General features: G+C 68.2%; 16 protein-coding genes. 14 read left to right on the forward strand and 2 right to left on the reverse strand.

What is annotated here, in order from left to right; all coding sequences use genetic code 11:
• Positions 1-14: 14 nt before the first annotated feature.
• Positions 15-986, reverse strand: a complete 972-nt coding sequence (locus AB7M35_RS00200; protein ID WP_453956234.1) for a glycosyltransferase family 2 protein — start codon at positions 984-986, stop codon at positions 15-17.
• A gap of 262 nt (positions 987-1248) precedes the next feature.
• Positions 1249-1593, reverse strand: a complete 345-nt coding sequence (gene erpA / locus AB7M35_RS00205; RefSeq protein WP_453956236.1) for an iron-sulfur cluster insertion protein ErpA — start codon at positions 1591-1593, stop codon at positions 1249-1251.
• A 156-nt stretch (positions 1594-1749) separates the two neighbouring features.
• On the opposite strand from erpA, the gene AB7M35_RS00210 reads away from it, so the two are divergent.
• From AB7M35_RS00210 to AB7M35_RS00275, 14 genes are all read left to right on the forward strand, one after another.
• Positions 1750-2964, forward strand: coding sequence for a deoxyguanosinetriphosphate triphosphohydrolase (locus tag AB7M35_RS00210; RefSeq protein WP_453956239.1), 1215 nt, complete (start codon positions 1750-1752; stop codon positions 2962-2964).
• Positions 2965-3105: 141 nt separating this feature from the next.
• Positions 3106-4866, forward strand: a complete 1761-nt coding sequence (gene argS, locus AB7M35_RS00215; protein WP_453956240.1) for an arginine--tRNA ligase — start codon at positions 3106-3108, stop codon at positions 4864-4866.
• A 66-nt stretch (positions 4867-4932) separates the two neighbouring features.
• A complete protein-coding gene (locus AB7M35_RS00220; protein WP_453956243.1) occupies positions 4933-8577 on the forward strand; it encodes an SPOR domain-containing protein in 3645 nt (1214 codons plus the stop codon).
• 201 nt (positions 8578-8778) lie between these two features.
• Entirely contained in the window at positions 8779-9810 is a 1032-nt protein-coding gene (nagZ, locus tag AB7M35_RS00225; protein ID WP_453956245.1) for a beta-N-acetylhexosaminidase, read from the forward strand.
• Between the two features lie 4 nt (positions 9811-9814).
• On the forward strand, positions 9815-10618 hold the full coding sequence (locus AB7M35_RS00230) for a segregation and condensation protein A (protein WP_453956247.1): 804 nt from the start codon (positions 9815-9817) through the stop codon (positions 10616-10618).
• 35 nt (positions 10619-10653) lie between these two features.
• Positions 10654-11289 carry an SMC-Scp complex subunit ScpB gene (gene scpB, locus AB7M35_RS00235; protein WP_453960541.1) on the forward strand — a complete coding sequence of 212 codons (636 nt, stop codon included), beginning with the start codon at positions 10654-10656 and terminating at the stop codon, positions 11287-11289.
• A 200-nt stretch (positions 11290-11489) separates the two neighbouring features.
• Positions 11490-13031, forward strand: a complete 1542-nt coding sequence (locus tag AB7M35_RS00240; protein ID WP_453956250.1) for a putative bifunctional diguanylate cyclase/phosphodiesterase — start codon at positions 11490-11492, stop codon at positions 13029-13031.
• Between the two features lie 120 nt (positions 13032-13151).
• The gene (locus tag AB7M35_RS00245) at positions 13152-14270 is read left to right on the forward strand and encodes an ABC transporter ATP-binding protein (RefSeq protein ID WP_453956252.1); all 1119 of its coding nucleotides are present in this window, start codon (positions 13152-13154) and stop codon (positions 14268-14270) included.
• Positions 14271-14431: 161 nt separating this feature from the next.
• Complete coding sequence (locus AB7M35_RS00250) at positions 14432-14671, forward strand: twin-arginine translocase TatA/TatE family subunit (RefSeq protein ID WP_453956254.1); 240 nt, start codon at positions 14432-14434, stop codon at positions 14669-14671.
• A gap of 47 nt (positions 14672-14718) precedes the next feature.
• Positions 14719-15252 carry a Sec-independent protein translocase protein TatB gene (gene tatB / locus AB7M35_RS00255; RefSeq protein ID WP_453956256.1) on the forward strand — a complete coding sequence of 178 codons (534 nt, stop codon included), beginning with the start codon at positions 14719-14721 and terminating at the stop codon, positions 15250-15252.
• A complete protein-coding gene (tatC, locus tag AB7M35_RS00260) occupies positions 15249-16058 on the forward strand; it encodes a twin-arginine translocase subunit TatC (protein ID WP_453956258.1) in 810 nt (269 codons plus the stop codon). The genes tatB and tatC overlap by 4 nt, the downstream gene beginning before the upstream one ends.
• Positions 16059-16104: 46 nt before the next feature.
• Positions 16105-17385 carry a serine--tRNA ligase gene (gene serS, locus AB7M35_RS00265; protein WP_453956260.1) on the forward strand — a complete coding sequence of 427 codons (1281 nt, stop codon included), beginning with the start codon at positions 16105-16107 and terminating at the stop codon, positions 17383-17385.
• Between the two features lie 7 nt (positions 17386-17392).
• A complete protein-coding gene (gene surE / locus AB7M35_RS00270; RefSeq protein WP_453960542.1) occupies positions 17393-18157 on the forward strand; it encodes a 5'/3'-nucleotidase SurE in 765 nt (254 codons plus the stop codon).
• 34 nt (positions 18158-18191) lie between these two features.
• On the forward strand, positions 18192-18872 hold the full coding sequence (locus tag AB7M35_RS00275; protein ID WP_453956262.1) for a protein-L-isoaspartate(D-aspartate) O-methyltransferase: 681 nt from the start codon (positions 18192-18194) through the stop codon (positions 18870-18872).
• The last annotated feature ends 123 nt before the right edge of the window (positions 18873-18995 follow it).

Raw genomic sequence — 18995 nt, forward strand, 5'->3', positions numbered from 1 at the left:
GCCTCGTGCAACTCTCAGGCGTCGTGGGCGAGGGCGTCCAGCCGGGCGTTCCACGCGCGGCGGCCCTTCAGGAACTCGGCGATGGTGGCGCGGCGGCGGTCACCGCCGAGAATGCCGAGGATCAGCCCGATCGACAGCGACTGCAGGCCGACCAAGCCGAAGGTGGCGGTGGCGACCGTAGACGCGATGTAGGGCACCTGGCCGAATTCCAGGAAGGTCGAGATGACGAACAGGCCCCAGATCAGCGAGATCAACAGGCACAGGCCGCCGATCGAGCCGAAGATCACGAACGGATAGAAGACCATGGCGTTCAGCACGGCGAACCAGACGATCCGGGCGCCGTCGCGGAAGGTGTCGAGCTTCGATTCGGAATCTTCCTTGCGCGCCCGATAGTCGATCGGGATCTCGCGCACGTCCGCCTTCGCATAGGCGGCAATCACGTTGAGCTCTGTCTCGAGCTGGAAGCCGTGGCTCTGCACGTCGAGGAGGTCGACGAAGGGGCGCGACATGATCCGCATGCCCGACAGCACGTCGCTGTAGCGCTTGTTGGACAGGAACGAGATGAGCTGGGTGAGGACGCGGTTGCCGAAGCCGTGGAACGAGCGGGTGTTCTGCTTGTCGTAGGCGCCGTGGCTGACGCGGTCGCCGACCACCATGTCGAGGCGTTCGCGCAGGAGCTCGTCGCACAGGCGCCGGGCGTCCACCGCCGGATAGGTGTGGTCGGCATCGACCATGATGTAGACGTCGGCAACCAGGCGGGAGAGGGCCTTCTTGACGGCGCGTCCCTTGCCCTGGGCGGTTTCCCGCATCAGCAGGTGGCGCGTGCCGCGAAAATGCTCCTCGACGATCGCCGCCGTGCGGTCCTTCGAGTTGTTGTCGACGACCACCATCACCGCGTCGGGGAAGTGCTCCGCGTAATCCTCGATCGTGTCGGCGATCGCGTGCTCTTCGTTGTACGCGGGAATGACGATGCAGATCTGGGGCATTGAGCAACACGCGCTGGGAGGGATGCGAGGGGCAGGTCCGACGGACACCGGCGGCACGGATCGAACGGCAGGCATGTCGACGCCGCCGAGCGCACCGCCGCCTTCGCTTTACCCTTCGCGCGCGACCGGTTCAAGGCAGCCGAAGCGCGGATCGCCGGGCCGGCCGCCATACCTCAAGCGGACGCCGACCAGCGTGCCGGCACGGCGTGCCCGGTTCATCCTCGCGCGGGTAGATCCCGGACGGAAGCGGCGGTCCTTCCGCCTAGAACAGCGAGAAGCTGGTGCCGCACCCGCACGACGCCGTGGCGTTGGGGTTGCTGATCTGGAAGGACTGGCCGATCAGGTCGTCGACGAAGTCGATCTGGGAGCCGGACAGATATTGCAGGGAGACCGGGTCGATCAGCACGGTGCCGCCTTCCCGCTCGATGACGATGTCGTCGGGCTCGCGCTCCTGCACGAGGTCGTAGGTGTACTGGAAGCCCGAACAGCCGCCGCCTGACACGCCGACCCGAAGGGCGGTGTTGGCGGCTTCGTTGCTCAGGATCTTCGCGATGCGCCGCATGGCGCGATCGGTGACCAGCACATCGGCTTGAACGTCGGCGTCCATCGCCACTCACTCTCCAGGCCCGGGGGTGCTCAAGGATCCCGCCATCCCGCTTTCGCGTCGATTGGAGGGGACCCTGCCTTGTCAGTCTGCTTGCCCCATAGTTAAGACTTCCCCGACCATCTTCAAACCCCCGGCTGCGCCGGGAGAGGGATCCGGGTGAGCGACGACAGCGCCTTCGAGCGGCCACGGGCAGCCTACGCGGCCGATCCAGAGCGGTCGCGCGGCCGCAGGATCGCGGAACCCGGCAGCCGCACGCGCTCCGATTTCCAGCGCGACCGGGACCGGATCGTCCATTCCACGGCGTTTCGTCGGCTGACCCACAAGACCCAGGTGTTCGTGTCGCTCGAGGGCGACCACTACCGCACGCGGCTGACCCATTCGCTGGAGGTCGCGCAGATCGCGCGTTCTATCTCGCGGGTGCTCGGGCTCGACGAGGACCTGGCGGAATCGGTGGCGCTCGCCCACGATTTCGGCCACACGCCGTTCGGCCACGAGGGCGAGGACGTGCTGGACCGGATGATGGAGGGCTTCGGCGGCTTCGACCACAACGCCCAGAGCTACCGAATCGTCACACGCCTGGAACGGCGCTACGCGACCTTCGACGGCCTCAACCTCACGTGGGAGACGCTGGAGGGGCTGGTCAAGCACAACGGTCCGCTGGCTGATCGCTCCGGTGCCGGAATCGGACGCTACGAGGGCCGGCCGCTGCCGCATGCCTTCCGCACCGATCCCGGCTTCCTGTCGCTGGAGCCGTGGACCCAGCCGGGGCTGGAGGCCCAGGTCGCGGCGATTGCCGACGACATCGCCTACGACGCCCACGATATCGACGACGGCCTGCGCGCCGGGCTGATCGACGTGGAGGACCTGAGGCCGCTGCCGATGGTTGGTGATTTCCTGGCCGAGATCGACGCGCGCTATCCGGGCCTGGAGCGCTCGCGGGTCGTCCACGAGATCGGCCGGCGGGTGCTGACGCGGATGATCGAGGACGTGATCGACGAGACCCGTCGCCGGATCGCCGCCCATGCCATTGCGAGCCCGGAGGATGTCCGCGCCTGCGCCGACACGCTGGTGGGTTTCTCCGCGCCGATGGCGGAAGCGGAGAAGGCGGTGAAGGCGTTCCTCATGGCGCGGGTCTATCGCGCGCCGTCGGTGCTAGCGGTGCGCGAGCGGGCAGGGCGGGTGGTCAGCGACCTCTTCACGGTGTTCGTGGAACGGCCCGAGGCGATGCCGGACGAATGGCGGCGCGATCTCGATCCGGGGAACGCAGAGCAGCTGCGGCGGCGCGTGTGCGACTACATGGCAGGCATGACCGACCGCTTCGCCTTTCACGAACACCGCCGCCTGTTTGACGCCACCCCTGAATTGCGCTAGATCACGCGCCGACCTCACAGGTCGAATTTTCGCGAAAAGTCGTTGAATATCAATATTTTATGACGTAGCCGCGGGACTTCGGCCGCGCCACGCGGTCCGTGGCGCACGCGGCGGATGCAAGATCGCTTGACCGGACAATCCATGAACCTCTTTACCGACTTCGCCGGCCGCGTGGCGGCTGTCCTCGGCCGCATGGGCGTGGCCGGCTCCGATGGCCAGCCCATCGACAGCTCAAAGATCGTCATCGAGCCGCCGCGCGATCCGAGCCACGGCGACCTTGCCACCAACGCCGCGCTGGTGCTGTCCAAGCAGGTCGGCCGCAAGCCGCGCGAGCTCGCAGTCGAGATCGCCGCACATCTTGCGGAGGATCCGGATGTCGACGCGGCCGAGGTCGCCGGTCCCGGCTTCGTCAACATCCGGCTGGCGCGGTCGGTGTGGTCGAAGGTGCTTGGCGGGGTGCTGGAAGACGGTGCCCGCTACGGCCGCAGCGACCGAGGGACGGGGCGCGCCATCAACGTCGAGTACGTTTCGGCGAACCCGACCGGGCCGCTGCACGTGGGCCATTGCCGGGGAGCCGTGGTCGGCGACGTGATGGCCAACCTGCTCGATTTCTGCGGATACGACGTGACCCGCGAGTACTACGTCAACGACGCCGGCGCACAGGTGGACGTGCTCGCCCGGTCCACCTTCCTGCGCTACCGCGAAGCGCTTGGCGAAAATGTCGGCGAGGTGCCGGAAGGGCTTTATCCCGGCGATTACCTGAAGCCGGTGGGAGCGGCGCTGGTCGCGGAGCACGGCCGCACGCTGCTCGACATGGACGAGGCGGAGTGGCTGCCGCTGGTGCGGGTATTCGCGGTTGCGCGGATGATGGAGCGGATCCGCGAGGACCTGGCCGTCCTGTCCATCTGCCACGACGTGTTCTTCTCTGAGCGTTCGCTCACGTCCGCGGGCCATGACCGGGTCGCCGAGGCGATCGCGGCGCTGGAGGCGCGGGGCCTGATCTACGAAGGCACGCTGCCGCCGCCGAAGGGCCAGGCGGTGGAGGACTGGGAGGATCGCGAGCAGACGCTGTTCCGCTCGTCCCAGTTCGGCGACGACATCGACCGGGCGCTGTTGAAATCGGACGGCAGCTACACCTATTTCGCCTCCGACATCGCCTACCACTACGACAAGATCGTGCGCGGCTTTCTGGACATGATCGACGTGTTCGGCGCCGACCATGGCGGCTACGTCAAGCGGATGAAGGCGTCGGTGGCGGCGCTGACGGACAACCGGGGCTCGCTCACCATCGAGCTCACCCAGCTGGTGAAGCTGTTCCGCGGCGGCAAGCCGGTGACGATGTCGAAGCGGGCGGGCGAGTTCGTGACGCTGCGCGATGTGGTCGACGAGGTGGGCCCGGATGCGGTCCGTTTCATGATGTTGTTCCGCAAGGCGGACGCACCGCTGGACTTCGATTTCAAGGTCGTGACGGAACAGAGCCGCGATAACCCGGTTTTCTATGTTCAGTATGCCCATGCGCGCTGCGCGTCGGTGCTGAGGCAGCTCGGCGAAGAGCTGCCGGACATGTCGATCGAACCGTCGGCGCTGGCGGCGGCGCCGTTCGAGGTGCTGGAAGACACCGGCGAGACCGCGCTGATCGCGAAGATCGCCGAATGGCCGAGAATCGCCGAAGCTGCTGCAGAGGCCCGCGAGCCGCACCGGGTGGCGTTCTACTTGCACGAACTGGCAAGCGCGTTGCACGGACACTGGAATCGCGGAAAGGAGTTGCCACACTTACGCTTTATTAATTCTGACGATCCACGTTCCACTCAGGCTCGGATCGCACTGGTCGTGGCAACGCAGACGACTCTGAAGGCGGGACTGGGTGTCCTGGGAGTGTCGGCTCCGGACGAGATGCGCTGACGGAAACCGAACGCAGCGCCGAACCGAGACGCTTGACGTGACACAAGGTGTACGGCGGTTCGATATATGACGGATTCCAAGAACAACGTCCGCCGCTCGATCGGCCCGCGCAGGACCGGTGAGGGCGAACATCCCGCCGGCACCGATCCGTTGGCGGAACTGACGCGCTTCATGGACCGCGATGCCGACCAGGCGTCGTGGCCGTCGCGTCGTGCCGCGCCCGCGCGTGGAGGCGACCCGCTGTCCGACGATGCCGGTGAGACGCCCGCCCGGCCGCCGGTGCGGCGCCATCCTGCGTTCGACGACCTTCCGACCTTCGAAGAAGATGCGGCCGGCGAGGCCCTCGACGAGGAAGATGCGTCCGCGGGTGAAGACGATGCGCCGGCTCAGGAATTCGGCGAGCCCGAATACGACGCCACGCGCGACGATGACGACCAGGCGGATCCGGAGGAGGACGAGCGCGCCGGGACGTCCCAGGACACCGACTTCTCCGAAGCCATGTTCTCCGCCGAGGATGACGAGCCGGAGGACGCGGGCGAGGGGGAGGCCGAGGCCGACGATCCCTTCATGCAGGCCCTGATGCAGGAGCTGGAATCCGACAGCGCGCCCGCGCAAGAGACGCCGCCTGCACCGCGCGTGCGGCCCTCCTTTGCATTTCCCGGTCCCCGCACGCCCGTGGCGAGCGCCGAAGATGGTCCGAAAGCTGATGATACGGCGGGTGAACCCGGACCGGCCGCGTCCTCCGAGGAGCCGGCCAAGCCGGCTCCCACGCCTTCTCCGGCATGGCGACCCGCGTCGCCCGCGTCACCCACGGTTCGATCGCGCGCCACGCCGGTTGCGCCGCCGCCGGTGCAGGCCACCGTTCCCAAGCCGCTCGACCGGCTCGATGCCGACCGCCTGCAGCATGCGCGCGATCACGCGGCGATCAGCTCGGAGGCCGACGGTGCCCTCGAGCAGCTGAGGTCGCGCCTGGCGCGCGGACCGCAGACGGGTACGCCCCAGACGCCGAAGGTAGAGGTCGGTGAGGCCTCGAAGCCTGCTCCCGTCCGCCCGGTGACCAGCTGGACGCCGCCACCGCTGCCTTCGGGCCCCGTCGGCGACGAGGCAGACGACGGGTCGCAGCCGGCAGAGCCGGATGCGGCTCCGTTCGCGAAGGAGACACAGGAGCGGCCGAGTTTCGTGCGCGCGCAGCCGGCGCCTGGATCGACCGGGCAGGGTACTGCATGGTCGCCCCGCCCCGTGCCGGCCGCCGAAGCCGGGATCCCCGACGATCGCTTCGATGAGGCGGATGACGTCGAGATCGACGACGAGGGCACGGTCGAATTCGACGAGCTGGACCGCGAGGCAGACCTCGAGGGTGCGGCGGACGCGGAGCGGACCGACGAGGCCGAAGCCGATGCCGGCTGGACCCTCGACGAGGACGAACTGGCGAACGCCATTGCGCTCTCGGTCGGTGGCGCCCGACACGGCGACGACGACGACATCGGCGTGGACGACGACGCGCGCTACGACGATTTGCTCGCGGCCGAGGACGACGAACTGTTCGATGAGGGCGACGACGCCGGCGCCGAATTGGGCGATACCAGCGCCATCGACGAGCTGGACTTCGAGTTCGAACTCCAGAGCACGGCGCCGGCCGCCACGGCCGATGATTTCCGCAAGCCGTCGCAGCGATCCGAGCCGAGCGAGCCGCTCGAACCCTTCGAGCTCGAGCCGCTCGAACCCTTCGAGCTCGAGCCCATCGACATCGCCGAGCCCGATGACGAGCAGGACCTGGGAGACCTGGACCAGCTGCATCTGCAACCGCTTCATCCGGAAGAGGACGAGGCGGCCGACGAGGCCGACGAAGACACAGTTGCCCATGACGCCGACAGCGAGGCGGACGACGACACGATCGCGGCCGAAGCGGCCGACGACGAGGAGACGCCGGCCAGGGTCTTCCCGGAGCTGGCCTCCCGCGGCCGACGCGCGGTGCCGAATTTCCGCTTCGACCTCAAGGGCTCCGATCACTCCGCCCAGGCGGAACCCGAGGTGCCGGCCAAGCCACGCGACCGGGACCTGGATTTCGATCTGCCCGGCTTCGGGGCGTCCGATCCGTGGACCGCATGGCCCGCAGGCCCCCAGCAGGCGGCCAAGACCGGCCCGGTGTCTGCGACCTCCGACAGCAGCTCGACGGTGGCGGAACAGCTGGCGGATGCGCTGTTCGGGAACAAGGCACCTGCGACGGATCTGCCGCGCGTGCTCGGAGGCCGGCCAGCGCTCGAGCGCTCGGACTGGCCTTCCGATGCCATGCCCGCCGGCGCCGCGACCGCGGACGACGACGCCGAGCCCTATGAAGAGGGCGACGAGACCTACGCGGAGTACGACGAGGACTATTACGACGAGGCCGAGCCCGAGTGGGACGACGAGGGCCGCGCGCTGGCGCCGGACTCGCTGAGCGACATGGATGCGGGCCTGGGCCTTGCCGCGCGCCCGCGGCGCAAGCTGGGCCGGCCCGTGGCGGCTGCCATCCTGCTGCTCCTTCTCGTCGGCGGCGGCTATGCCGCCTACAGCCTGATGTCCGGCACCGAGCAGGCGGCCGACGGCCCGCCGCCGGTGATCCAGGCCGACGCCGAGGGCGTCAAGGTGATGGCGGACGGCGCCGACCAGACCGATGGCGGCAAGACGGTCTACGACCGCGTCGGCGAAGACACCTCCGAAAGCGGCCGGCTCGTGCAGAGCCAGGAAGTGCCGATCGATCCGTCCCAGAGCGCGGGAGCCGAAAGCCCGATCTCGTCGCCGCTGCTGCCCAAGCGCGTGCGCACGGTGGTCGTGCGTCCGGACGGGACGATCATCCCGGCGGACGAGCTCGACGCGGCCCAGGGGCAGACCGGCGGGCTGGTCGCTCCGTCGGCCGAAAGCACGGCGAGCGGCGACGCGGCGTCTGAGGTGGCGACGTCGCCCACCCCCACGGCCGACAACGCTCCGCAGACGGCCGCCGACAGCGGGCAGACGCCGAACCTTGCGGAGGATTCCGAGACCTCGTTGCCGGGCGTGACGGTTCCCACCGAGGAAGACACCGCCCTGGCCGAGACGAACGCGGAGGCGGCGTCCGCGCCGGTTCTCTCGCCGATCCGCACGTCCGAGCGCATCGCGGCGCAGCCGAGCCCGGCTCCGGCTCCGCGTCCGGCGACTGGCGAAGGCACCCGGACGGTCTCGACCAGCCGCGTGACCTCGCCACCCGCCACCCAGCAGCGCGGGCCGCTGTCGCTGGTTCCGGATGCCCCTGGCACCGACACGGCCGATGCCTCCGCCACGACGGCGCCGCGCACGCTGCCGAGCCCGTCGCGGCCCGCCGCCCAGCAGCCGGTCGGCGACCGGGTGTCGCCGGCGGTCCTGGCCGCGCAGAACCAGCGGGCCAACCAGCCGCAGGGGACGCAGACCGCCGCCGCGGCTCCGGCCGCCACGACGGCGCCGGCCCCGACGGGCGACTGGGCCGTGCAGGTCAGCTCCCAGCGGACCGCCGATCAGGCCCGGGCGGCCTATCAGCAGCTGCAGCGCAAGTTCCCGAGCGTTCTCGGATCGCGCGAGCCGTCGATCCAGGCGGCCGACCTCGGCGACCGGGGGACGTTCTACCGGGTCCGGCTGCCGACCCAGACCCGCGACGCGGCGAACCAGCTCTGCGCGGACCTGAAGGCGGCCGGCGGCGACTGCTTCATCGGGCGGAACTAGGGACCGTTCTCCGGTTCGCCTGCGAAAAGCTCCGGCGTGTCCCGAGGCGACTCCGGGACCCGACCGTCCCGTGACGGGACATGGAGGGGGCCGGACCGGCATCCGGCGGTCCGCCGCGGTTGACTTCCACGCCCATCGCTTCTCCGCTATCGAAGGCCGCCGTCGCAGGCGGGAATCATCGGCGCGAGAAAAGGGCAGTCCGTGAACGAGACGCGAGCTTTCATTACCGGCATTGCGGGGCCCGTCCTCACGGTCGACGAGGTGACCTTCCTGCGTGAAGCCGCACCCTGGGGCGTGATCCTGTTTCAGCGCAACTGCGTCGACGAAGACCAGGTCCACGGGCTTGTCGAGGACCTGCGCGATGCCCTCGGCTGGCGCGTTCCCGTGCTGATCGATCAGGAGGGGGGCCGCGTGCAGCGGCTGAAGCCGCCGATCTGGCCGGCCTATCCGCCGGTGCGCGTCTACGGCGATCTCTATCTCGCCGACCGGTCCGCCGGCGTTGAGGCCTGCGGGCTGGCGACGCGGCTGATCGCATCGGACCTGCATGCGCTCGGGATCGACGTCGATTGCCTGCCGCTGGTGGACGTGCCGGTGACCGGCTCGCACGACATCATCGGCGACCGCGCCTACGCGACCCGGCCCGACGTGGTGTCGCGGCTCGGCGGCGTGGCCATCGATGCGATGCTGGCGGGCGGCGTGCTGCCGGTGATCAAGCACATCCCCGGGCATGGACGGGCGCGCTCCGACAGCCACCTGGCGCTGCCGGTGGTGGAGGCGAGCTGGGACGAGCTGGTGTCCAGCGACTTCGTGCCGTTCGGCGCGCTCAACGACTGTCCGCTGGCGATGACCGCGCACGTCGTCTACACGGCCATCGATCCCGTGCGCCCGGCCACGACGTCGCCGGACGTGATCGAGCGCGTCATTCGCCACGCAATCGGCTATGATGGCTGCCTGATGAGCGATGACCTCTCCATGCGGGCGCTTTCGGGCGGGCTCGGCGACCGGGCCGTGGCCGCGATGGCGGCCGGCTGCGATCTCGCCCTGCACTGCAACGGGCATCTCGACGAGATGGAGGCCGTTGCCGAAGCGGTGCCGGTGCTCGCCGGTGCAGCGCTGGAGCGCGCCGACCGCGCGCTTGCCGCGCGCCGGGCGCCGGCGGAGTTCGACGTGGCGGCGGCGCGCGCGCGGCTGGCCGAGCTGCTCGAGCCCGTCTGGGCGCATCCGGGAGGATGATGGCGTGAGCGATCCGACGGCCGATCCGTTCGACGCGCCGGTGCGCACCGAACCGCCGTCGTCGGACTCCGACGCGCTCCACGTGGACATTCGCGGCTTCGAGGGGCCGCTGGATCTGCTGCTTGCCCTCGCGCGATCCCAGAAGGTCGACCTGACGCGGATCTCCGTCAGCGACCTGGCGCAGCAATACCTGGCGTTCATCGAGGCGGCCCAGAAGATCCGGCTGGAGCTGGCGGCCGACTACCTGGTGATGGCGGCGTGGCTCGCCTACCTGAAGTCCCGGCTGCTGGTTCCGAAGCCCGCCGACGACGATGAGCCGACCGGCGAGGAGCTGGCCGCCGAACTGGCGTTCCGGCTGAAGCGGCTGGAGGCCATGCGCAAGGCGTCCGAGGACCTGCTCGACCGTCCCCGACTTGGCGTCGCGACGCTGGCGCGGGGCGCGCCGGAACCGCTCGGCGTGCGGCGCCAGACGCGCTGGCAGGCATCGCTCTACGATCTTCTGAACGCCTACGCCTCGCAGCGGCAGCGCGAGATGGTGACGATCGTGCGCATGCGAAAGCGCGTTGTGTGGTCGCTCACCGAGGCGCGCGAGGCACTGGAGCGTATGGTCGGGCGCATCGCCGACTGGACGCCCATCGAGCAACTGTTCGAGCGCTTCCTGATCGACCCGTCGGAACGGACGACCGTGCTGGCCAGCACGTTCTCGGCGTCGCTCGAACTGGTGCGCGAAGGGCGCCTGGAGCTGCGGCAGAGCGGGCCGTTCGCGACGATCTACCTGAAGACCCGCGACGAGGACGAGAGCCCGTGAGCGAGAGCGACCCGATCCTGTTTGCCGACAACGTAATGAACCTGTCGTCGCGGGAGCGGCGGGAGCATCTGCGCATGCTGGAGGCGCTGCTGTTCGCCTCCGCCGAGCCGCTGACCGAGGACATGCTGGCCGAGCGGCTGCCGCGGGGAGCGGAGGTTCAGGCGCTGCTCAGGGACCTGCAGCACGCCTATGCGAGCCGCGGCGTGAACGTCGTGCAGGTCGCCGGCGGCTGGGCGTTCCGAACCGCCGAGGATCTCGCCTTCCTGCTGTCTCGGGAAGCGGTGGAACCGCGGAAACTGTCGCGGGCGGCGCTGGAGACGCTGGCCATCATCGCCTACCATCAGCCGGTGACCCGCGCGGAAATCGAGGAGGTGCGTGGCGTCTCCACGTCGAAGGGAACGCTGGACGTCCTGCTGGAGACCGGGTGGATCCGCATCCGCGGCCGCAGGCGCAGTCCGGGGCGGCCGGTCACCTACGGCACCACCGCGCCATTCCTGGATCACTTCAACCTGCAGGCCATCGACGACCTGCCCGGCCTCGACGAACTCAAGGGTTCGGGACTGCTGGAGGGCACGCCACCGCCCGGGTTCCGCGTCCCGATGCCGAATGATTCCGACACGTTAGGCGACGACGAGGATCCGCTCGACGCCGATGAAAGCGAGTGGGACTAGGCGGCCCGGGCCGCATTGCAGGATAGCCCACGACGAGACGCAAGCTCCGCGACATCGTCTGCGACTATGCTCATTGCCCCACATTTCGCCCTGAGGCTTCTTGCGGAGCAGCCTCGGCAACAGGAAAGGGGCATCCGTTGGCTGCTGTCGACTATTCCAGTTTTCCGAATCCGGAAAAGCCCAGGGTGCGAAGTGATCCGATGCGTGTTCGTCCCATTTATCTGATCATTATTGGGATAGCTGTTGTCGTTCAGATCGGACTGGTCAGCATCGATACGTTCGACAAACTGTATGCGTACAGCCGATCGCACGAAAGCTACGAGATCGACGAAGCGTTCACGATCTTCTTCGTCCTGACGCTGGCGCTCGCCGCCGTGCTCATCGTGCGCACGCGGGATCTGCAGCGGGAAATCCGGTACCGACGCAAGGCCGAGGAGACCGCAGCGCTCCTGGCGCGCCGGGATGCGCTGACGGGGCTGCCCAACCGCCGGCTGCTGCAGGAAGAGTTCGAATATCGGCTCGGTCGGGTCCGCGGCCAGGGCCAGCAGCTGGGCGTGCTGCTTCTGGATCTCGATCGCTTCAAGATCGTCAACGACACCTATGGCCATAGCGCCGGCGACCATCTGCTCCAGGTGGTGTCGGACCGCATCACCTCGGTGCTGCGCGAGAAGGACTTTCTCGCGCGGCTGGGTGGCGACGAGTTCGCCATCCTGATCGACACCGATCCGGAAACGGACGCGCTGTTCAGGATCGCGCAGCGCATCCTGACGTCGGTTGCCGTGCCGTTCGAGGCGGAGGGCGGAGCCTTCTCCGACGTGACCGTCAGCATCGGCATCGCGGTCTATCCGGGCGACGGCGAGACCACCGAAGTGCTCCTGAAGCGGGCCGACCAGGCCATGTACCAGGCCAAGGCGGCCGGGCGGAACACCTATGCCCTCTACGACAAGGCGCTGGGTCGGATCCTGCACGAGCGACTGGAAACGGAGCGCGAGCTGCGTGCGGCGGTGCGCGACCGTCAGATCTTCCCTTTCTACCAGCCGCTGTTCGACCTCACCGAGATGAAGCCGGTGGGGATCGAGGCGCTTGCGCGGTGGCAGCACCCGACGAGGGGCGTGCTCGATGCCGAGCAGTTCATCGGGCTTGCGGAGGATTCGGGCCTCATCGGCGACGTCTTCACGATGATGCTGGAGCAGGTCTGCATCGACGCGCGCAGCTGGCAGATCAAGCTGCCCATCGCCGTGAACGTCTCGCCGTCCCAGTTCCGCGATGTGCTCCTTGCGGAGAAGATCATCGCGCTTCTCGAACGGCACCAGTTCGATCCGCGGTATCTCGAGATCGAGGTCACCGAAACGGCGCTTCTCGTCGACGTCGAGTCGACCCGGCGCACGCTTGCCGCCCTGAAGAAGAAGGGCATCCGCATCGCGCTCGACGATTTCGGGACCGGCTACGCGAGCCTGCGTCAGCTGCGCGAGCTCCCGTTCGACACGGTCAAGATCGACGGGTCGTTCATTCACCGCCTGTCGGAGGACGAGGAGAGCCGCAAGATCGTCACGTCGATCATCGGGCTTGGCCAGGCGCTGGGGCTGGCCACCATCGCCGAAGGCATCGAATCGGCGGAGGAAGCCAAATGGGTGAAGGAACAGGGGTGCCCGTTCGGCCAGGGCTACCAGTTCGTTCGACCTGTCGCCGCCCACGACCTGGAGGCGGCGCTGGAGGCATTCCAGGGGCGGCAGGACGCCTGACACGCGCCGCGTCTGAACGCCGCGCCGGCGAGGCCGAAACTTGCTCCGCCGCGCGAATAGGATAGGAACCGGTCCACTGCGGCGGCAACGAGGCCCGCCGCCATGTGCGAAGGATCCGATGTGTCGGTAGAGACGACCCTGAAGAGCGAGCCTTTCGTCGATCGGGCGCGCGGAGCTTCCACCGCGGCGCACCCCGTGGCGGAGCCGCGCCTGCGTTTCGAAGAGGTGTCGCACCGGTACCGTGAGGGCGCGGTGCTCGATCGTGTGTCGTTCTCGGTCGAGGCGGGCGAAATCCTCTGTCTTCTGGGTCCCTCCGGTTGTGGCAAAACGACGCTTCTGCGAATTTCCGCCGGCGTCGAGCAGCAGAGCGCCGGCCGCGTCTTTCTCGACGGCCACGAGGTGGCCGGTCCGGACACGTTCGTGCCGGCGGAGGCGCGGGGGCTCGGCCTGGTCTTCCAGGACTATGCGCTGTTTCCCCACCTCACCGTGCTCGACAACGTGCTGTTCGGAGCCGATCGCCGCGATCGCGCGTCGGCGCTGAAGCTCGCGCGCGAAACGCTGGGCCGGATGGGCATCAGCCGGTACGAGCGCACCTATCCCCATGCGCTCTCGGGCGGCGAGCAGCAGCGTGTGGCGTTGGTGCGCGCCCTGATGCCGCAACCGCGGGTGCTCCTGATGGACGAGCCGTTTTCCGGGCTCGACAGGACGCTGCGCGACCAGGTCCGCACCGACACGCTGGCGCTGTTGAAGGACACCGGCTCGACGGCGGTGATCGTGACCCACGATCCGGAGGAGGCGATGCTGATCGGCGACCGGATCGCCCTGCTGCGCGCCGGCCGGATGGTCCAGGCCGGCCCGCCGGAAGCGCTGTTCCGCCGGCCCGTTGACCTTGAGGCGGCCCGCTTCTTCTCCGAGCTGAACGAGATCGAGACCACGGTCAGGGGCGGCCTTGCGAGTACGCCGCTCGGACCGGTGGAGGTGCGCGACGCGGCCGACGGCACCCGCGCCGTCGTGGCCATCCGTCCGCATGCGCTGCGGCTCTCCGACGTGAGCGGGGAGGGCGTGGGCGCGGTCGTCGTCGCCCGACGGTTCCTGGGGGAGGTGGAGCGCCTGGATCTCCGTGTCGAGGGGCTGGCGCGGGCGCTGGTGGTCAGGGTCCCGGCGGGGACGGCTCCGGGCGGAGACGAGGTCCGCGTCCGCGTCGCCCCGGACGGCTTCCTCGCATTTCCTCATCCGTGACCGACCTTGCCTTGAGGCGGACACAAGTCGGTGCGTGGATGGGCAGACCTACCCATGTATGGCGTGGTTGCGCCATTGCGGGGGGCGCCTGTTTTTGAAATAGTGCCGATCCAAGTAGCCGACTTCGGCATGTCGGCCAGTCAACGGGAAGCGTTTCGCCCATGGGTGTCAGTGTCTGGCAACTTCTCATCATCGCCGTCATCGTCGTGCTCCTGTTCGGGCGCGGCAAGATCTCCGATCTGATGGGTGACGTAGCCAAGGGTGTGAAGAGCTTCCGCAAGGGGCTCGCCGACGACGAGGACGACGAACCGAAGACCACGGCGTCCGGCAAGACGATCGAGCACACCCCTTCGCCGACCATGAACAGCGAGAAGTCGGAGGATCGGTCGAAGGCCGGTTGATCCCTCTCGTTTAACCGGCGTCGCGGCCCGACCCGAGGCGCATTCCCATGTTCGATATCGGCTGGACCGAAATACTCGTGGTCGCGGTGGTCGCCATCCTTGTGGTCGGCCCGAAAGAGCTTCCATCGATGCTGATGACGTTCGGCCGCACCGTCGGCCGGATGCGCCGGATGGCGAACGATTTCCAATCGCAGTTCAACGACGTGCTCCGCGAGGCGGAGCGGCAGGCGAACGTCGACGACATCCGCAAGGATCTGGCGGCGGTGACCTCCATCGATCCGACCAAGAAGGCGTCGCCGAACTTCGAAGCCAAATCGGAGCCGGTAAAGGCCGGGGCGGCCAACGGAGCGGGCGCGGATGCGTCCGGCGAGACGACGGTTGCCGCCGACGAGCCGGCCAAGGCGGCAACGCCGCCTGAAGATGGCGCCACTCCCGACGCAGCTTCCGCCGAACCCAAGCCGGCGCCGTCCGCCGTGACGCCCGATGCCCTGCCTCCCCAGGCCGTGCCCGGCGATGCCGAGACGGCGCTGCCGGTGACCGAACCGCGGCACAGCACCGTCGAAAGCGAACCGCGTTCATGAGTCAGGACGACATCGACGCCTCCAAGGCTCCCTTGATCGACCACCTGATCGAGCTGCGCGGGCGCCTCATCAAGTCGCTGATCGCGATCGCGATCGCCTTCGTGGTCTGCTTCTATTTCGCCTCCGACATCTTCAACATCCTGGTCGTGCCGTACGAGCGCGCGGCCGGCGCGTCGAAGACGATCGAACTCATCTACACGGCACCTCAGGAATTCTTCTTCACCCAGCTGAAGCTGGCGCTGTTTGGGGCGCTGTTCCTGGCGTTTCCGGTGCTTGCCGTACAGATCTACATGTTCGTCGCGCCGGGTCTCTATCGCAACGAACGGGGTGCTTTCCTGCCGTTTCTGATCGCGACGCCGATCCTGTTCATGATCGGCGCGATGCTCGTCTATTTCCTGGTGATGCCGCTGGCGATGAACTTCTTCCTCGGCATGGAGCAGGATGGCGGGGCGGGGAAGGCCAGCATCCAGCTGCTGCCCCGGGTCAGCGAATATCTCGGGCTGATCATGGTGCTGATCTTCGCGTTCGGCATCGTCTTCCAGCTCCCGGTCATTCTGACGCTGATGGCCCGGGTGGAGCTGCTCACGGCGGCCGACCTCCGGCGCCGGCGCAAGTATGCCGTGGTGATCGCCTTTATTCTCGCGGCGGTTCTGACTCCGCCTGATCCGATCAGCCAGATCAGCCTTGCAGTGCCCGCGATGCTCCTCTACGAGATCTCCATCATCGCGGTCCGGTACGTGGAGCGGTCGAAAGCCCGAAGGGCTGCCGAAGCCGCGGAGGCTGAGAAGGCCGACGACGCGGGCTGACCGCCGTCTTCGCCCGGCCTTTCCGAGACGTACCCGGAGTTCCCCGATGCTCGACATCCGCTGGATTCGCGACAATTCGGCCGCTTTCGATCGCGCGCTCGCCAGCCGCGGGATGGATCCGCTGGCCGACCGGCTGATTTCCCTCGACGAAACGCGCCGGGCCGCCGTCCAGCAGTTGCAGGAGGCCCAGACCCGCCGCAACACCGCCTCCAAGGCGATCGGTCAGGCCAAGGGCTCCGGCAACGAGGCCGAGGCGCAGCGACTGATGGCCGAGGTCGCCAACCTCAAGGCGGAGATCCAGGCCGGCGAAGAGGCTGAGCGCGTCGCCGCGGCCGAGCTGCAGGCGATTCTCGCCGCCACCCCGAACGTGCCGTTCGACGACGTGCCGGTCGGGCCCGACGAAAGCGCCAACGTGGAAGTGCGCCGCGACGGCGAACCGGCGGCGCTCGGCTTCGAGGCGAAGGAACACTACGAGCTCGGCGAGGCGCTGGGCCTCATGGACTTCGAGACGGCTTCGAAGCTCGCCGGGTCGCGCTTCGTCATCCTGAAGGGCGGGCTCGCGCGGCTCGAGCGCGCGCTGGGCCAGTTCATGCTGGACGTGCATACGACCGAGCACGGCTACACCGAGGTTCAGCCGCCGCTTCTGGTGCGCGACGCCGCGCTGTTCGGCACCGCGCAGCTGCCGAAATTCGCAGAGGACCAGTTCGCGACGACGGACGAGCGCTGGCTGATCCCGACCGCCGAAGTGCCGCTGACCAATCTCGTGCGCGAGAAGATCCTGAACGCGGAAGATCTGCCGGTGCGCGTCACCGCGCTCACCCCGTGCTTCCGGTCGGAAGCCGGTTCAGCCGGCCGCGACACCCGCGGCATGCTGCGCCAGCATCAGTTCAACAAGGTCGAGCTCGTGTCGATCACCACGCCCGAGGCGGCGCAGGACGAGCACGAGCGCATGACGGCGTGCGCCGAGACGATCCTGCGCCGGCTCGGCCTGCACTATCGGGTGCTGACGCTGTCGACCGGCGACATGGGATTTTCCTCCCGCAAGACCTACGACATCGAGGTCTGGCTGCCGGGGCAGAAGGCCTATCGCGAGATTTCCAGCTGTTCGGTCTGCGGCGACTTCCAGGCCCGGCGCATGGATGCGCGCTACCGGCCCGAAGACGGTGGCGGGACGCGCTACGTCCATACGCTGAACGGCTCCGGCGTCGCGGTCGGCCGTGCGCTCATCGCGGTTATGGAGACCTACCAGCAGGAGGACGGCTCGATCGCCGTTCCCGAGGTGCTGAAGCCTTACATGGGCGGCATCGAGACAATCGACCGAGCTTGAGGTGAAAATGCGGATTCTGGTCACCAACGACGACGGCATCCATTCGCCGGGCCTCTGGGCGCTCGAGGAGATCGCCAAGGAACTCAGCGACGATGTCTGGGTCGTCGCACCGGAGACGGATCAGTCGGGCGCATCCCATTCGCTGACCGTCAACGATCCGCTGCGGCTGCGCCGTGTCGCAGACCAGCACTACGCCGTGCGCGGGACGCCGACCGACTGCGTGATCATGGGGATCCGCCAGATCCTGGACGCGGCGCCGGACCTGGTGCTGTCCGGCATCAACCGGGGCCACAACCTGGCGGACGACCTGACCTATTCCGGGACGGTCGCCGGCGCGATGGAAGGCACCATCCTCGGCGTTCGGTCGATCGCGTTCTCCCAGTCCTACAACCACGCCGAGGGCACCGAGCCGCGCTACGAGACGTCGGTGGCGCACGGTCCGGGGCTGGTCCGCAAGATCCTCGCGATGGACCTTCCGGCCGACGTCCTCCTCAACGTCAACGTCCCGGACGCGGCACCCGATGCCATCGCCGGCGTGAAGGTGACCACCCAGGGCCGTCGCGACCAGGCCATGCTGTCGGTCGACGAGCGGCACGACGGGCGCGGCAACCCCTACTACTGGATCGGCTTCCAGCGCCGGCCGTTCCAGCCGGGCGAGGGGACCGACCTCGCGGCGGTTCGCGACCGCTACATATCGGTCACCCCCTTGCGCATGGACCTGACGGCCCACAGAGTTCTCGACGACATGAAACAGGCGCTCGGCGGTCTCTGATCCGACCACACGGGCGCGGGTGGACCGGTGCCCGATGGCTGACGAAGAAGAACCCCTGAACGGCGAGCCCACCGAGGCCGACCGGATCGCGCTTGCCGAGCTGATCCTCCAGCTGCGCTCGAACGGTGTGCGGGACCGGCGGGTGCTCGGCGCCATCGAGAGCATACCGCGCCGCCTGTTCCTGGCGTCGCGCCACCAGTCGCTCGCCTATGCCGACCGGGCGATGCCCATCGACTGCGGCCAGACGATCTCGCAGCCGACCATGGTCGCGATGATGACCGAGGCGCTGGAGATCGAGCCCCACCACCGGGTGCTCGAAGTGGGGACCGGCTCCGGCTACCAGGCCGCCGTCCTGGCGCGGCTCGCCAGCGAGGTCTACACGATCGAGCGCTATCGCTCGCTGATGCGATACGCCGAAGACCGCTTCAAGGCACTCAAGCTGGACAACGTGCGCACCCGGATCGGCGACGGCTTCGAAGGGTGGCCGGAGATGTCGCCGTTCGACCGGATCATCGTGACCGCCGCAGCCGAGACGATCCCCGAGGCGCTGACCGATCAGCTCGGGGAGGGCGGCGTGCTGGTCATTCCGGTCGGCCCGCCAGGGGCGGTGCAGGACCTGATGAAGGTGACCCGTCTGGAAGGGCAACTGGTGGAGAGCTTCATCTGCGCGGTGCGGTTCGTGCCGATGATCCACGGCGTTGCCGAGCAGCTTTAACCAGACGGCCGTATCCGCAAACCGCGCAAATCCGTGACCTGGCGGCGCCGGGATTGCCGGCATCTTTCGCGATTGGTCCGGATTTTTCCGACCCGCTTAAACCTTCGTCAACGTTACCCGTGT

Source organism: Amorphus suaedae (assembly GCF_053629675.1).

Bases quoted from the DNA above. Each gene is read 5' to 3' on its own strand.
- erpA (WP_453956236.1), bottom strand. From the start codon at position 1,593: ATGGACGCCGACGTTCAAGCCGATGTGCTGGTCACCGATCGCGCCATG.
- argS (WP_453956240.1), top strand. From the start codon at position 3,106: ATGAACCTCTTTACCGACTTCGCCGGCCGCGTGGCGGCTGTCCTCGGC.
- tatB (WP_453956256.1), top strand. From the start codon at position 14,719: ATGTTCGATATCGGCTGGACCGAAATACTCGTGGTCGCGGTGGTCGCC.
- serS (WP_453956260.1), top strand. From the start codon at position 16,105: ATGCTCGACATCCGCTGGATTCGCGACAATTCGGCCGCTTTCGATCGC.
- AB7M35_RS00200 (WP_453956234.1), bottom strand. From the start codon at position 986: ATGCCCCAGATCTGCATCGTCATTCCCGCGTACAACGAAGAGCACGCG.
- tatC (WP_453956258.1), top strand. From the start codon at position 15,249: ATGAGTCAGGACGACATCGACGCCTCCAAGGCTCCCTTGATCGACCAC.
- AB7M35_RS00240 (WP_453956250.1), top strand. From the start codon at position 11,490: ATGCGTGTTCGTCCCATTTATCTGATCATTATTGGGATAGCTGTTGTC.
- AB7M35_RS00250 (WP_453956254.1), top strand. From the start codon at position 14,432: ATGGGTGTCAGTGTCTGGCAACTTCTCATCATCGCCGTCATCGTCGTG.
- AB7M35_RS00220 (WP_453956243.1), top strand. From the start codon at position 4,933: ATGACGGATTCCAAGAACAACGTCCGCCGCTCGATCGGCCCGCGCAGG.
- scpB (WP_453960541.1), top strand. From the start codon at position 10,654: ATGAACCTGTCGTCGCGGGAGCGGCGGGAGCATCTGCGCATGCTGGAG.
- surE (WP_453960542.1), top strand. From the start codon at position 17,393: ATGCGGATTCTGGTCACCAACGACGACGGCATCCATTCGCCGGGCCTC.
- AB7M35_RS00275 (WP_453956262.1), top strand. From the start codon at position 18,192: ATGGCTGACGAAGAAGAACCCCTGAACGGCGAGCCCACCGAGGCCGAC.